This is a genomic window from Paraburkholderia tropica, from assembly GCF_014171495.1.
Classification (GTDB): Bacteria; Pseudomonadota; Gammaproteobacteria; order Burkholderiales; family Burkholderiaceae; genus Paraburkholderia; species Paraburkholderia tropica.
In genome coordinates this window covers 1,481,652-1,495,951 of record NZ_CP049137.1, presented here as the reverse complement: position 1 = coordinate 1,495,951, position 14,300 = coordinate 1,481,652, and the positions used below count along the sequence as shown (strand labels likewise).

Annotated in this window: 12 protein-coding genes; 7 read left to right on the top strand and 5 right to left on the bottom strand. The window is 67.6% G+C overall.

Features of this window, described 5'->3' with window-relative positions:
- Positions 1-9: 9 nt before the first annotated feature.
- Complete coding sequence (locus G5S35_RS36775; protein WP_183040270.1) at positions 10-1,350, bottom strand: efflux RND transporter periplasmic adaptor subunit; 1,341 nt, start codon at positions 1,348-1,350, stop codon at positions 10-12.
- Positions 1,351-1,992: 642 nt separating this feature from the next.
- On the opposite strand from G5S35_RS36775, the gene G5S35_RS36770 reads away from it, so the two are divergent.
- From G5S35_RS36770 to G5S35_RS36760, 3 genes are all read left to right on the top strand, one after another.
- A complete protein-coding gene (locus tag G5S35_RS36770; protein WP_065063475.1) occupies positions 1,993-2,370 on the top strand; it encodes a DUF4148 domain-containing protein in 378 nt (125 codons plus the stop codon).
- 152 nt (positions 2,371-2,522) lie between these two features.
- Positions 2,523-3,686 (top strand): MFS transporter, encoded by a 1,164-nt coding sequence (locus G5S35_RS36765; RefSeq protein ID WP_065063477.1) that lies wholly within the window; start codon positions 2,523-2,525, stop codon positions 3,684-3,686.
- 90 nt (positions 3,687-3,776) lie between these two features.
- A complete protein-coding gene (locus tag G5S35_RS36760) occupies positions 3,777-5,177 on the top strand; it encodes an amidase family protein (RefSeq protein ID WP_183040269.1) in 1,401 nt (466 codons plus the stop codon).
- Between the two features lie 39 nt (positions 5,178-5,216).
- On the opposite strand, the gene G5S35_RS36755 is transcribed toward G5S35_RS36760, so the two are convergent.
- The 4 genes from G5S35_RS36755 to bdcA form a co-directional block, all read right to left on the bottom strand.
- Positions 5,217-6,059 carry an AraC family transcriptional regulator gene (locus G5S35_RS36755; protein ID WP_065063481.1) on the bottom strand — a complete coding sequence of 281 codons (843 nt, stop codon included), beginning with the start codon at positions 6,057-6,059 and terminating at the stop codon, positions 5,217-5,219.
- Positions 6,060-6,289: 230 nt separating this feature from the next.
- Positions 6,290-6,697, bottom strand: a complete 408-nt coding sequence (locus G5S35_RS36750) for a VOC family protein (protein WP_173816847.1) — start codon at positions 6,695-6,697, stop codon at positions 6,290-6,292.
- A 52-nt stretch (positions 6,698-6,749) separates the two neighbouring features.
- Positions 6,750-8,012, bottom strand: a complete 1,263-nt coding sequence (locus G5S35_RS36745) for a serine hydrolase domain-containing protein (protein ID WP_183040268.1) — start codon at positions 8,010-8,012, stop codon at positions 6,750-6,752.
- A 90-nt stretch (positions 8,013-8,102) separates the two neighbouring features.
- Positions 8,103-8,816, bottom strand: coding sequence for an SDR family oxidoreductase (gene bdcA / locus G5S35_RS36740; protein WP_065063484.1), 714 nt, complete (start codon positions 8,814-8,816; stop codon positions 8,103-8,105).
- A 164-nt stretch (positions 8,817-8,980) separates the two neighbouring features.
- Between bdcA and G5S35_RS36735 the strand changes: the two genes are divergently transcribed.
- The 4 genes from G5S35_RS36735 to G5S35_RS36720 all read left to right on the top strand — a co-directional run bounded on the left by G5S35_RS36735 (position 8,981) and on the right by G5S35_RS36720 (position 14,274).
- On the top strand, positions 8,981-9,490 hold the full coding sequence (locus G5S35_RS36735; protein ID WP_080180478.1) for a TetR/AcrR family transcriptional regulator: 510 nt from the start codon (positions 8,981-8,983) through the stop codon (positions 9,488-9,490).
- Between the two features lie 515 nt (positions 9,491-10,005).
- Entirely contained in the window at positions 10,006-11,103 is a 1,098-nt protein-coding gene (locus G5S35_RS36730; protein ID WP_065063488.1) for an aromatic ring-hydroxylating oxygenase subunit alpha, read from the top strand.
- 99 nt (positions 11,104-11,202) lie between these two features.
- On the top strand, positions 11,203-12,471 hold the full coding sequence (locus G5S35_RS36725; RefSeq protein ID WP_183040267.1) for an AAA family ATPase: 1,269 nt from the start codon (positions 11,203-11,205) through the stop codon (positions 12,469-12,471).
- Positions 12,472-12,483: 12 nt separating this feature from the next.
- Complete coding sequence (locus G5S35_RS36720; protein WP_183040266.1) at positions 12,484-14,274, top strand: cobaltochelatase CobT-related protein; 1,791 nt, start codon at positions 12,484-12,486, stop codon at positions 14,272-14,274.
- Positions 14,275-14,300: the final 26 nt, after the last annotated feature.

Genomic DNA, 14,300 nt, shown 5'->3' with positions numbered 1-14,300 from the left:
ACGGGTTGCTTAGGACGCTTGCGAAGCGGAATCCGCCGTGGCCGCGCTGGCGGCCGGGGCGGCCGACGCTGCGGTCGTGGCATGCGCATGCGCGTGCGAGGCGTTGCCCATGCGCGCCGCTTTGGCGCCGCTTGCTGCACTGGCCGGGCGCGCGCCCGCGGGCTGGATCTTCGCGCCGTCGTTGAGGCGGTCGAGACCGTCGGTGACCACGCGCTGACCCGCGCTCAGGCCCGAGACGATCACCGTATGCTGGCCGTCGCCCGGCCCGATCGTGACCTTGTGAACCGACACGGTGTTGTTGTCGTTGACGAGATACACGTAGTCGCCGGGCGCGCCCGACTGCACCGCGGGCGTGGGCACGAGCACGGCGTTCTGCATCGTGTCGACCAGCAGCTTCACGTTGACGAACTCGTTCGGGAACAGCGCCTCGTCGTCGTTCGGGACGCTCGCGCGCAGCGTGACCGTGCCGGTGGCCGTGGCCATCTGGTTGCTGATCGCGTAGAGCGTGCCGGTGGCGAGTTCCTTGGTGTTGTCGGCGCTATAGATGGTGACCGGCAGCTTCGCGCCCGCGTTCGTGCGTTGCAGCACGTCGGACAGCGCGTTTTGCGGCACCGTGAACTGCACCGTGGTGGGTTTCATCGTCGTGATGACGGCGATGCCCGTGGAGCTGGACGCCGTCACGTAATTGCCCGGATCGACGAGGCGCAGGCCGACGCGGCCCGACACCGGCGCGGTGATGTGGCAATAGATCAGGTCGAGCTCGTACTGCTTGATGGTGGCGAGGTCCGACTTCACGGCCGCCTCATCCTGCGCGACGAGGAACTTCTGGTCGGCGTAGGTCTGCTCGGCGATCGACTTCTTCTCGTTGAGCAACGTGTAGCGCGCGAGGTCGGAGCGGGCCTGGGCGAGCGAGGCCTGATCCTTGGCGAGCGTGGCCTGGGCCTGCTCCTTGTTGATCTCGTATTGGCGCGGGTCGATCTGCGCGAGGAACTGGCCTTTGACCACGTCCTGACCTTCGCGATACCCGACTTCCGTGAGATAGCCGCTCAATTGCGGCAGCACCGTGACGGTGGCCACGGGCGTGACCGTGCCGAGCGCGTTGAGCGTGACGGGCATTGCGCCGAGCGCGGCGGGCGCGACCGTGACGACCTGCGCCGCCGCGCCGCGTTCGGGCTTCTTGCGGTGCAGCACGTGCAGCACCACGAGCACGATCAGCACGAGGATGACGAGCGCCAGAATCCACACGCCGCGACGCTTGCGCGCGGGCGGCGGAGTTTGCCGGGAAGGCGGCGAAGGCGGCGTGGGCGGTGGCGTTTGCGGGGCGGCGGGGCGGTTCGGCGTATCGCTCATGCCAGTCTCCCGGTCGATGCGGCGTCGCTGTCGATCCCGCAATCAGCGCGATGGTCTTCGTGTGCGGCACGCGCGTTGACGCGCTTGCAGGGGCCATGTGCGGGACACGGCGTTTTTCCCGCTTCGGAAACGTGCCGTTCGACGTCGATTCGCATACGCATTCTCGTGTTTGTTGTGGGCCGCCCGTGGCTGCGCATCACGCAGCGAAAGGCGAGACTCGCAGTCTAACCAACTCGCGCGCTAATTTCGAAACGTTAGTTTTTTGAAAGGTTTTGCCTTGTTACAAGGGCTCGTTTTCGTCATGCGCCGTTACGAACGCAAGCTGGGCGAAGGCGTTCGTACGCATCGACAAGCGGGCGTGCCACGGCGTAACGCACGCGAACGGCGTTTGCTTGCAATCGGCTTTCGATGCAGGTGGCGATACGGCAAGTGAAGCGTTATCGCTTCATCCATAGCGCGGCAGGGGGCTTTTAAACGTGCGGTATGTATCGCAATGTATCGGGACGCAGATACGACATACACGCTTGCAAATTGGCACGCGCGCGGAAACAAGCCAGATACATCGCGGCGTTCAAATAACTCCTGTGCACGGTTGATCCCTCATCCACTGCATCCCACCTACTCAATGCCAGGAGAAACACCATGAAGCTCGTTCAATCGCTCGTCGTCGCCGCTCTCGTTGCCGTGCCCGCGCTCTCGTTCGCGCAGTCCGGCGTCCAGAACGCGCCGGTCACCCGCGCCGAGGTCAAGGCCGAACTCGTGCAGCTTCAGCAAGCCGGCTACAACCCGGCCAGCGACAACACCCAATACCCGGCGAACCTGCAAGCCGCATTGGCGCGCGTGAGCGCGGCGAACGGCGAAACGGCTTCAGCTTCAGTGTCGTCGGCATCGTCGTATGGCGGCGTGACGCAGGGCGCATCGGCGGCGGGCAGTCGCGCACCGCGCGTCCAACTGAATGCGCCGGTGAACGGCCCCGACGCGGACGTCCCCGGCCTCGGCCCCATCTACGCGCACTCGTAATGCGCACGTAATGCACACGCATTGCCCGTGCATCGCCTTGCGCCCGACACGCGCGCGGCCGGCCCGCGCGCAGCCCTGATACGCTGCCGACCATCCGCCTCATATCCGCCTCATTCACTGGCCGATCACCGCCACCGACCGGGAACCCGACCGTGCGCCCCATTCATGCCGCAATCCTGCTCATTGGCGTGCTGCTTGCCTCAGGCGGCTATGGCGCGACGTTCCTGTTCTCGATGCACGTGCGCGCGATCGGCGGCACCGACTTCGACACCGGCGTGGCGCTCGCGGGCGCAGCGCTCGGCACGTTCGCGGGCGTCTCGCTGACCGGCTGGGTTGCGCAGCACGTCGGCGCGGCGCGCATGGCCGCGCTCGCGGCGCTTTGCGTGGGCGCGGGCGTGGTGGGCTTCGCGCTCATGGCGCATGCGAGCGGCATCGACGCGCTGCCCGGTTTTCTCGTCGGCCTCGGCTGGGGCGCGTTCTGTCTCGCCGCGCCGATGGCGCTCGCCGAACGCACCAGCGACGCCGACCGCAGCCTCTGGTTCCTGCGCTTCGCCACCTTCCAGATGGCGGGCGTGGGCGGCTGCCCGGCGCTCGCCGCCTTCGCGATGCGCTTCTGGCGCATGCCGCTCGAAGGCGTGCTGTACGCGATCGGCGCGTTGTGCCTGATCGGCGCGCTCACGCTCGAAATCTTCGGCCGCCTCGCGCGCGTGCAGCCCGCACAGGAGCGCTGGCTGCGCAGCATCGGCGCGATTGCGCGCACGCGCGCCGTGTATCCGATCGTCATCATCGCGTTGGGCGGCTGTGTGTTTTCCGGCCTGATGACGTTCCAGATGTCGCTCGTGCAAGGCACGCAGGCCAAGGCGAGCACGTTCTTCAGCCTCTACACGATCACGGTGATCGCCACGCGCTGGCTGCTCGCGCGGCTCGTCGTGCGCATGCGCGCGGCCACAGCGACCAAGGTGCTGCTCGCGATGATGGTGCTCGGCAGCGCTGCGATGTTCGCGGTGCCGTACCACGCGGGTTTCCAGGCGCTGGCGGCGGTGCTGCTCGGCACGGGCTACGGCCTTGCCTATCCGATTGTGCAGGTGCAGGCCATCGACGACGCCGCTGCCGCGCACCGGCGCGCCGCGCTCACCTGGTTCGTGGCGGCGTATTTCATCGGCGCGTTCGGCTTTCCGTCGCTCGGCGGCTGGGTGCTGGTGCACAGCGGCAAGGGCGCGCTGCTCGCGCTGATCGCGGGCTGCGGACTGGCGGCGCTCGCGCTGGCGATCCTGCGCGACCGGCGGCGCGGCGGATCGCTTTCGGCGAGTGCTTGACTGTGATGAACCCGGGCGATTTCCCTCATCGACATCGCGAATTTTTTACCCGACGCAACATCCCATCACCCCAGAAGAACCGGAGGAAACGTGACTGAACTTTGGCGACTATCGGCAACGGAACTGGCGCGGCGCATTCGAACCCGCGAAGTGTCGGCCCGCGAGGCCGCGACCGATGCGCTCGCGCGGCTCGACGCCGTCAACCCGCGCATCAACGCGGTGGTCGCGCACGACCCGGCGCGGGTCTACGAGCAGGCCGACCGCGTGGACGCGGCCATCGCGCGCGGCGAAGATCCGGGCCCGCTCGCGGGCGTGCCGGTCACCACCAAGATCAACGTCGATCAGGCGGGCTTCGCCACCACCAACGGCACGGTGCTGCAAAAAGACCTGATCGCGCCGGCCAACAGCCCGGCCGTCGACAACCTCGTGCGCGCGGGCGCGGTGCTGCTCGGCCGCACCAATTCGCCGACCTTCGCGCTGCGCTGGTTCACGAGCAATCAGGTGCACGGCGCGACGCGCAATCCGCGCAACGCGTCGCTCACGCCGGGCGGATCGAGCGGCGGCGCGGCGGCGGCGGTCACGGCGGGCATCGGCCAGATCGCGCTGGGCACCGACATCGGCGGCTCGGTGCGCTATCCGGCCTACGCGTGCGGCGTGCACGGGCTGCGGCCGAGCCTCGGACGCATTCCGGCGTTCAACGCCTCGTCGCCGGAACGGCCGATCGGCGCGCAACTGATGTCGGGCGCGGGACCGATGGCGCGCAGCATCGACGACGTGAGCCTCGCGTTCACGGCGCTGGCGCAGCCCGACATGCGCGATCCGTGGTGGGTGCCCGCGCCGTTCAAGGGACCGGACGCGCCGCTGCGCGCGACGATCTGTCTGCGCCCCGGCGGCATGACGATCGCGAAGGAAGTGGAAGACGCGCTGCTCGACGCCGGACGCCGTCTCGCGGATGCGGGCTGGACCGTCGAGCAGATCGACGACACACCGTCGATGCGCGATGCCGCCGAAGTGCAGGAGCGCCTGTGGCTCGGCGACGGCTATCCGGCGCTGGTCGATGCGGTGCTGCGCGATGGCGACCCGGGCGCGCGCGCCGTGGTGGAGGGCGTGCGCGCGAAGGTCGCGGCGATGCCTGAGGACGTGGTCAGCAAGTCGCTGGTGCGCCGCACGACGCTCGCGCGCCAGTGGCGGCTGTTCTTCGCCGGGCATCCGGTGCTGCTGCTGCCGGTGTCGGGCGAGCTGCCGTTCGCGGACGGGCTCGATCTGCAGGGGCCGGAGGGATTCCAGCGCGTGTGGGAGGCGCAACTGACGCTGCGCGCGTTGCCGGCGGTGGGCTTGCCGGGGCTGGTCGTGTCGACGGGGATGGTGAACGACGTGCCGGTGGGCGTGCAAATCGTCGCCGGGCATTATCGCGAGGACCTGTGCCTGCTGGCGGGCAAGGCCATCGAGGCGCGCGGCGCGCCGCCTTCGCCGATTGATCCTGCGGCGTAAGCGCGTGGTATAGGCGCGTGGTATAGGCAGTGAGCGTCGCTAGCGTTCGTCGGCCGGTGTTTTCGAGTCGACGGACGCAGAGGCCGACGCTCCGAGCGCCAGCGTGTCCTCCGGCCGATACTCGCTCGGCGGGACGCCCAGCTCGCGGCGGAACATGTCGCTGAAACTGCTGGGCAAAAAGCCGAGCAGGCGCGCTACGGCGCTCACCGACTGGCCTTCCGCGAGCCGCGACACCGCGATGGCGAGTTGCACCTGCCGCCGCCATTGCGCGAAACCCACGCCCAGCTCGCGCGTGAAGAGGCGCGCGAGCGTGCGCACGCTCGCGCCCACCGACGCCGCATGTTGCTCGAACGGGATCTCGTTCGATGGATTGTCGATCACCGCGCGGCACAGCATCGCGAGGCGGCGATCGGCGCTGCCCGAGCTATCGGGCAAGGGAATGCGCAGCGTCGAGCGGCGCGCGTGGGCCAGTTCCATTCCCGCGAGACGCGACGCGGCGGCACGCCAGGCGTCGTCGCGATCGTGCTCGCGTTCGGCGAGATTCTTGATCAGTTCGCGCAGCAGGCCGTCGACTTCGAACACCTCGCAGCGCGTGCTCAGATGTGGGATGTCGTGCTCGTGCAGATACAGATTGCGCATCTCGACCGCGCTCATCATATGGATCGCGTGCGGCGTGCCGGGCGGCAACCAGACCGCGCGCTGCGGCGGCACCACCAGCGCTTCGCGGCCCGCTTCGACCCACATCACGCCGGAGACGGCATACAGCACCTGCGCCCACGTGTGCGAATGCGGCTCGATCTGCAGGCCACGCGGATAATGGCGCGCGAGCGAGCGGGTGTGGCCGGGGGCGTCGTCGAGGGTGGGTGGGGTGGCTTGAGGCATGGGGGACGTGCGTCTTGCGTGCGTTCGTGCGTTTGGTACGTTTGGTACGTGGCAGGCGATAGCGCCGATGCAATACGCTAGCACGGGACGCGGCCTTTAGCGCGTTCGGGCACACAGGAAACGGCGGCGCGGTGCTCGACCTTGCCGCCGTTTTTTATTCTGGCTTTGCGATAACGATATGTATAGCTAATTAATTGTCAATCGATCCGCTATCGCGCAGGCATGAATACTCAATTATCAAACGTCCCCTGATACTCCGGCGCAGCATCTTTACGCGTATTCAATTCGAACATCACGCCGCCCGGCGCGCGGCAAAAGAAGCGCGAGCCGCGCCCGTTATTGAACACCTCGGTTTCCATCTGCACGCCTTCGGCCTTGAATCGGGCATAAAGCTGTTGCAGGTCTTCGACGTTGGGCAGCTCGAAGCCGACATGAAAATTCCCCGGCCAAACCGGCGTTTCGCTGCTCGAGTGGTCGATCACCACGTCATAACCGGGGCGTTTAAGAATGTACGACTGCTCCCACGATCCGGCGATCGTGAAGCCCAGATAGCGTTCGAAGAAGCGCGCGGTGGCGGCGGTATCGGAAGAAGGGAAGCTCAGATGGTTGAGCTTCATGATGTGCGTGACGTCGGTCATTGCGGGTCTCTTTGCGGTGGCGACGGCCCCATGCCGTGTTCGCCCGAGGAGTTCAGAATATAAGCAAATGCTCGCATTCGATACTCGCATTGAGCGCACGTCTCACTGGCATCGAAACGCCGGCAAAACAAGAGGTATTCGCGGTTATGACGTGAACACGGCGAGTGAAAAGCTCGCGTTCACGGCACCGTTTTCGAGGGCGCGCGGCTTCGATCAGCGTCATCAGATGCGCGCGCGCCGGTTCGCTCACGTGTTTCGACGTCTGTTTCGGATCGACGCGGCTCACCACCACGAGATCGAGCGACGGCACCACGATCGCGTACTGGCCGAGATGGCCGTCGGCCCAATAGCTCGCGATCTGCGGGGCGCTGGCGGTGTTTCCGGCGGTATCGACGGCATCGGCGGGCGTGCTCGTCCACCACATATAGCCGTAGCCACCCCACGGCGTGTTCGAGCCGGGCCGCGTCGATGCCTCGACCCAGGCGGCGGGCACGATCTGCCGGCCGTTCCAGCGTCCGTCGTTGAGATAGAGCCAGGCGAAGCGCGCGAGGTCGCGTGTGCTCATGTCGATCGGGTAGGCGGGATAGCGCGTGTCCGGTTCGCCGGACGCGTATCGGCCATCGGAAGGCGCATAGTCCTGCATGCCGATCGGGCTGGCGATTTCATCGGCGAAGGCCGTGAAAATATCGTGGCCCGATTGCTGCCGGTAAATCCCGCCCAGCGCATTGAAATCCCAGTTGTTGTAGCACCAGAACGCGCCGGGCGCGTGGCTGCCGCGCGGCGGCTTGATGCGTTGCATCCACGGCGTTTCGTACGTGGTGGCGTGATAAACGCCCGAACGCGCTTCGAGCAGTTCGCGCACGGTGGCCTGGCGTTCCGTGGGCGTGAGCGCGGGCGCGTTGTCGTCGATGCCGAGTTGTGCGAGCGTGGCGTCGAGATCGATCCGGTGCTGCGCGACGGCGATGCCGATCAGCGCGCTCAGCAAGCTCTTGCGCACCGAGTAGAGCGGCGTTTTCGCCTGCGTGTCGCCCCATTCGTCCACGACCGCGCCGTGCTGGACGATCATCAGCGAAGTGGCGCCGACGCGATGCGCGTAGGTATCGGCGTCGGCGAGGCGGGCGGGAGACCAGCCGAGGCTGGCGGGATCGGCGTGACGCCATTGCGCGGCGGGAAAACGCGCCGCGTTCGTGGCGATACGGGTGGTGTCGTTGGCCGACTCGCTGGAAGTGGCGGGCGTCGTCGCGTGCTGCTGTGTCGTGCAGGCGAGCGGCAGCGCGGCCAGCGCCAGCCACACAAGCGGTTTGAAAGTGTTCAAGCCGGACGCTCCTGGGGAAACGATCCGGCCATCATAGTGCGCTTTCGCGGCGGCGCGCCGATGACGCGCGCCGTTCAGGCACAGCCGCACTCAGGCGCCGAAGCCGCCGTCGATCGTATGCAGCGCGCCGGTGATGCCGCTCGCATGCGGACCCGCGAGATAGCCGACGAGGCTCGCCACGTCCTCGGCCGTGCCGTGACGCTTGAGCGCCATGACGCTGTGCATCATGCTCGCCATCGGGCCTTCGGCGGGGTTCATGTCGGTGTCGGTCGGGCCCGGCTGGACCACGTTCACGGTGATGCCGCGCGCGCCGAAATCGCGTGCGAGTCCGCGCGCCATGCCTTGCAGCGCCGACTTGGTCATGCCGTAGGCCGTGAGTCCCTCGAACGGGATGCGGTCGCCGTTGACCGAGCCGATCGCGACGATGCGGCCGCCGTCGTGCATCAAGCGGGCCGCTTCGACGCTAGCGTGATACGCGCCGCGCACATTCACGTCGAGCATGCGATCGACGGCGTCGGCGTCGATCGTCAGCGGATCGCCCACCACGAGCAGCCCGGCGTTGTACACGAAGACGTCGAGCGGTCCCGCTGCCTTCACGGCGGCGATCAGCGCGTCGCGGTCGGCCGCGTCGGCATGGACGGCGCTCGCGCCGGTTTCCTTCGCCAGCGATTCGGCGGCTTCGCGCGAACCGGCGTAGGTGAAGCGCACCTGCGCGCCGCCTTCGGCGAAGAGCTTGACGATGGCCTTGCCGATGCCGCGGCTGCCGCCGACGACCAGAACCGATTTGCCTGAGAACTGCGTCATGATGGATGACCTCCTTGAATTAAAGTAGTGACCACTATATATTTCAGGTTCGGGTAAGGCAAGGAATTTTTATAGTGGTCACTAATTTAAATTCAGGACGCAAGCCAGGTCGTGGCCGGCCGCGGGTTTTCGACCCGGAGGCGGCGCTGGAAATCGGCGAGCGGATGTTTCACGAACACGGCTACGACGCTGTGGGACTGGCCGCGCTCACGGAGGAGCTGGGCATCAAAGCGCCGAGCTTTTACGCGGCGTTCGGCAGCAAGGCGGCCTTCTTCGAGCGCGTGATGGAACGTTACGCGCAAACGGCGTTGCCCGCCGCCGATCTGCTCGCGCCGGGCCGGCCGCCCGCCGATGCACTCGCGGATCTGCTCGAGCGCGCGGCGCGCACCTACGCGAAGGACCCGCGCCGACGCGGCTGTCTGGTGCTCGAAGCGGCGCGCGGCGCGGGCGACACCGAAAGCGCGGTACTCGCGCGCCGGGTCGCGCAGGAACGCCGCGACGAGATTCGCGCCTACGTGGCCGCGACGCGCCCCGAGGCCGCCGACGCCGTGACCGATTACGTCGCCAGCGTGATGTCGGGTCTTTCGGGCAGCGCGCGCGAAGGCATGAGCGAGGCGCGTCTCGCCGCCGTGGCGCGCGCGGCGGCGGGCGGCCTGCACGCGCTGCTCGGCTGAGCGTTTCGGCGTTCTGGCGTCGATAAAACAGCGCTGGCGGTGAGCGTGCATCGTCGCGTCATTTAATCAGTCGAGCTGATTATTTGGGCGATCCCGACCGCGCTCGCGGACCGGGTTGTCCTCCTTGTGTCCCACCGGGCAAGAAAATTGCTACTTCAACGGCTTCGGGCGCGGCCGCCGTAGCCGCATCCGTTCAAACCCCGTACACCGATTCCAAACATGTCCGGTACTATGGAGCCAGTTGCCTGTCTTGCGCCGCCGCACCGCAGCATCGCCGTGCGGGCGGCCCGGGCAGGGCAGTCCAGGTTCCGATGTGCAGGTGCAGTGAAGCCGGCCCATTGAAGTCGTTGCAGAATTCAGCCGCTGTGAAGCGACGTCGATGAAGCCGGGTCAGTGAAGGCGATTCGTGCGTTTTCGGCCCATCCGTACTGATCAGTCCGTCGCCAACGGCCCCTGGCCATCGGTAGCCATCGGTCGATCGGGCGGAAGACGCGAACCCCAAGGAGACATCCCGCATGTCCGCAGTGCAGTCCCAAGACAACCTGGCGAGCGAGGCATCCGTGCGCGATCTGCGCCGGGTCCCCATTCATCCCGACTTCTGGTACCCCCTCGCGTGGTCCAAAGAGGTCAAGCGCGGCAAGGCGCACGGCGTGCATTTCGCCGGCGAGCCCATCGTTCTCGCGCGCACCGAATCGGGGCGCGTGTTCGCGCTCGAAGACCGCTGCGCCCATCGACAGGTGCCCTTGCACGCGGGCGTGGTCGAAGGCGAGGGCATTCGCTGCGGCTATCACGGCTGGACCTACGACTGCAGCGGCCAGTGCGTCGACATTCCGTACCTCGGCCGCGAGCGCCTGCCCAACGGCGTGCGCGCGTATCCGTGCCGCGAGGCGCACGGCATGATCTTCGTGTTTCCCGGCGACGCCACGCTGGCCGAGCAGACGCCGTTTCCCGAGATGCCCTCGGTCACCGACAAGGCGTACAAGACGCGCCGTTTCGGGCGTCCCGTCAAGTGCCATTACTCGTTCATGCACGAAAACCTGATGGACATGAACCATCAGTTTCTGCACCGCCGCCAGATGGGCCAGATGCGCGCGCGTTCGCTCGGCCGCCGCCGCGGCGAGAACTGGATCGAAGTCGATTACACCTTCATGCGCGAGGCGGGCAAGCAGCCCGCGGGCGAGGCGCTGGTGTTCGGGTCGAGCAAGCGCAGCGAAGACCAGAGCGACAGCAGCGTCATGACGATCCGCACCGGTTATCCGTATCAGACCTTGCAGATCCGTTCGAGCGAAGACTCGCTGGTGATGGACCTGTGGATCGTCTACGTGCCGCTCGACGCGCAGCAGCGCACCAACCGCACCTTCGGCATGCTGTCGATCCGCAAGCCGAAGGTGTCGTTGCTGCTCGACGCCGCGTGGCCGCTGCTGGTGTGGTTCACGGAGCGCATCTTCAAGGAAGACCGCGCGATCGTCGAACTGGAGCAGGCCGCGCACGACAATCAGGGCGCCGACTGGAATCACGAGGTGTTTCCGGTCATCAACGAGTTGCGCGACGTGCTGCGCAATTGCGGCGCACGCACGGTCATTCCGATTCGCGCGGTGGAGGATCTCGCCTGAGCGGGCCGCGCTCCGCGTAACGCGTTTCGTGCCGTGAACGAGGTCCAGCGGGTAAGATCTTCCGCTGGACCTTTTTTGCGCGCCGCGCCTTTCACGCCGATGAACGCCACGCCACTCGCCGTGCCCGACAACAGCCCCGAAGGCGTCTACACGCGCGGCGCGAAGGCCGCGCGCGAATGGTGGCGCGTCTCGCTGTCCGAGCGCGCGAACATGTTTCGCATCGAGCATGGTCATGGCGAGGACGGTGCGGGTCAGGTGGATATCGACACCGTCGTCGACCTCGACAATCTCGAAGCGAAACTGCTGAAGTGGCGGCGCGAAGGTTTCGTTTCCGCCGCCGATCACGAAGACGAGGCGCGCGCCGCACAAGTGGGCAGCGCGTTCGCGGCGGATCTGCAACGCGCCGCGCAGGCGGCCCGCGAAGCGCGCGAAGCCGCGCGCTCGCTGAGTTCGGCGCAACGTACCGTGCGCATCGGCAACGTGGATATGCCGGTTTCGACCGATTCGAGCGATGCGAATGCCGCGCTCGTGCCGCGCATCAACGACGCGTATCTCTTCACGCCGCGCGCGGACGACATCGCGCTCGATATCGTCGAAAACCGCCGCGTGATGCTGATCGGTCATACGGGTTCGGGCAAGACCAGTTTCGTCGAGCAGGTGGCGGCGCGCACGGGCCACGGCGTGCTGCGCGTGAACATGAACGGCCAGACTACCGTCGGCGACTTCGTCGGTTTCTGGACCGTGAAAGGCGGCGAAACCCTGTGGGTCGACGGCGTGCTGCCCGTGGCGATGCGCGCGGGCTACTGGCTGATCATCGACGAACTCGATTTCGCCGAGCCGTCGATTCTCGCGGTGCTCACGGCCGTGCTCGAACCGGGCGGCAAGCTGCTGCTCAAAGAGCGCGGCAACGAGATCGTCACGCCGCATCCGTCGTTCCGGCTGTTCGGCACGGCGAACGCGGCAGGCGCGATGAGTGCGTACCGGCACCTCTATCAAGGCGCGAATCTGCTCAACGAAGCCTTTCTCGACCGCTGGCGCGTGTATCTGTTCGATTATCTTTCGAACGATGAGGAAACCAAAGTATTACTGCGGACCTTGCCCGCGCTCACGCCCGCGCTGGCGCACACGCTCGCGGCCATTGCCGCCGACTGCCGCGCCGCCTTCGCGCGCGAGGATCTGGCGAGCGCGTTTTCCACGCGGCGTCTGCTCGACTGGGCCGAACTGATGCTGCGAACCGGCGACGCCGAGCGCGCCGCCGCGCCCGCGATCTACTCGAAGGTGAGCGCCGAAGACGCCGCGTTGATCCGCAGCATCATCCGCCATCACGCGATCTTCGATGCCGCGCCCGACGGGCAACCCGCAGCCTGAACGCGGCGCGCCATGCAGACCGCCCAGATCGACGAACTCGAAGCGCGCCTCGGCAAGCTCGCGCGCGTGCTGACGGGCGAGCCGCGCGTGACGGTGTCGATGGGGGCGGGCGGCCCGCGCGTGGAGCGCGAGCGTTTCGTGCTGCCGACGCACCAGTCGACGAATGATCCCGCTGATGGAGCCACGCACGACGAAGACCTGCTGCTCGGCTATCTCGATCTGCTGGCGGCGCGCTGGCGTCATAGCGCGATCCGGCTCGACCTCGCCGAAGCGGGCGTGACGGGCCGCATCGCGCAAGCGGTCGAGGACCGCCGCGTGCTCGCGCGCCTGCTCGCCGATTATCCGGGCGCGCGCCGTTACGTCGAGCGCTGGCGCGCGCAGTCCGCGAAGGAAGCGGCGCAGCGCTGGCAGACGCTCGCGTGGCGCGAACGGCTCGTGTGGGCGATCGAGCGTACGCTCTGGAACGAACCGCCGACGCTAAGCGGTCCCGACGCCGATACGCTCGCCGCCGCGCTGCGCGTGCTCGAAGGCGCGGGCGGCGCGTTCGAGACGGCGCGCGCGAGCGCTTCGACCGCGCAAAGCGTGCAGGCCGCACGCGCCATCGTGGCGGGCGTGCGCTCGCTCGCCTCGGCCGGCGCGAACAACATGATGCAGACGGCCGGTCCCGATCAGACCGTCGACGAAACGGCGCTCGCGCGCGAACTCGACGGCTTCGGCGAGCACGACGATCTCGCGTTCGCGCTCGATCTCGACGGCGCCGATCCCGCGCGGCAAGCCGATACGCAGACGCCCGGCCAGACCGGCGAGGCGCGCAACGAGGCCGTGTCCGCGCCCGGCGCGGCGCTGTCCGAAGCGGATGCCGCCGCCTCGCCGCGCGCCATCGACGCGGCATCGGCGCCCGGCAAACCGTTGCGCTCGATCCCGCTCACCACGGCGTTCGACGTGATCACCGACCTCACCGGCAGCGGCGACGCCACCGCCTGGCGCAAGCTGCGCGCGCTGGCCCGCGCGGAAACGGGCGCGCTGAAAACGCATCTCGAACGCGTGCTCAAGGCCGACGAACTCACGCACTGGAAGCGCGAGCAGGAGCGCGGCGAGATCGACCGCGCGGCGTTGGCGCGGCTCGCCGTCTCGCGCGGCTATCGCACGCCGTTTCGCGTGAGCACGCGCGCGAGCGGGCGCGACGCGGCCGTGACGCTGCTGCTCGATCTCAGCGGATCGATGGCGGGGCGCAAGATCGAACTCGCGCGCCTATGCGCGGCGGCGCTCGCCGACGCGCTCGCGCAACTCGATTTCGAGGCCGAAGTGCTGGGCTACAGCTCGATCGACTCGCCGGCGATGCGCGCGCACTACGAGCGCGAACGCGCGGCGCACGCCGATCTGCGCGGCTATAACCGCTTCGTGGAGCGGCTCGATCTGCGCGTGTTCAAGCGCTTCGATGCGCGCGACCTGAGCGGGCTCGCGCGCATCGAATGCGGTCATGAGAACCCCGATGGCGAGGCGCTCAGTTGGGCCGCTGCGCGGCTCATGGCGCGCAAGGCGCGGCGGCGTCTGCTGTTCGTGCTCTCGGACGGCTCGCCTTCCACGAGCGACGGCGATCCCGCCGTGCTGCACCGCGATCTGCATGCGCGCGTGGCCGAGGTGCGCGGGCAGGGCATCGAACTCGTCGGCATCGGCATTCAGGACGACGCGGTGGAAGCGTTTTATCCGCATTCGGTGGTGGTGCGCAAACTGCACGAATTACCCGCCGTGGCCTTCGCCACCCTGAGCCGCATGCTCGCGCGGCGCACGCGAGAAGCCTGACGACCCCGAATCCTGTGCCACCGCTG

Excerpts from the sequence above, each read along its gene's own strand:
- G5S35_RS36775 (WP_183040270.1), bottom strand. The coding sequence starts at position 1,350 with ATGAGCGATACGCCGAACCGCCCCGCCGCCCCGCAAACGCCACCGCCC.
- G5S35_RS36770 (WP_065063475.1), top strand. The coding sequence starts at position 1,993 with ATGAAGCTCGTTCAATCGCTCGTCGTCGCCGCTCTCGTTGCCGTGCCC.
- G5S35_RS36755 (WP_065063481.1), bottom strand. The coding sequence starts at position 6,059 with ATGCCTCAAGCCACCCCACCCACCCTCGACGACGCCCCCGGCCACACC.
- G5S35_RS36750 (WP_173816847.1), bottom strand. The coding sequence starts at position 6,697 with ATGACCGACGTCACGCACATCATGAAGCTCAACCATCTGAGCTTCCCT.
- bdcA (WP_065063484.1), bottom strand. The coding sequence starts at position 8,816 with ATGACGCAGTTCTCAGGCAAATCGGTTCTGGTCGTCGGCGGCAGCCGC.
- G5S35_RS36735 (WP_080180478.1), top strand. The coding sequence starts at position 8,981 with ATGTTTCACGAACACGGCTACGACGCTGTGGGACTGGCCGCGCTCACG.
- G5S35_RS36730 (WP_065063488.1), top strand. The coding sequence starts at position 10,006 with ATGTCCGCAGTGCAGTCCCAAGACAACCTGGCGAGCGAGGCATCCGTG.
- G5S35_RS36725 (WP_183040267.1), top strand. The coding sequence starts at position 11,203 with ATGAACGCCACGCCACTCGCCGTGCCCGACAACAGCCCCGAAGGCGTC.
- G5S35_RS36720 (WP_183040266.1), top strand. The coding sequence starts at position 12,484 with ATGCAGACCGCCCAGATCGACGAACTCGAAGCGCGCCTCGGCAAGCTC.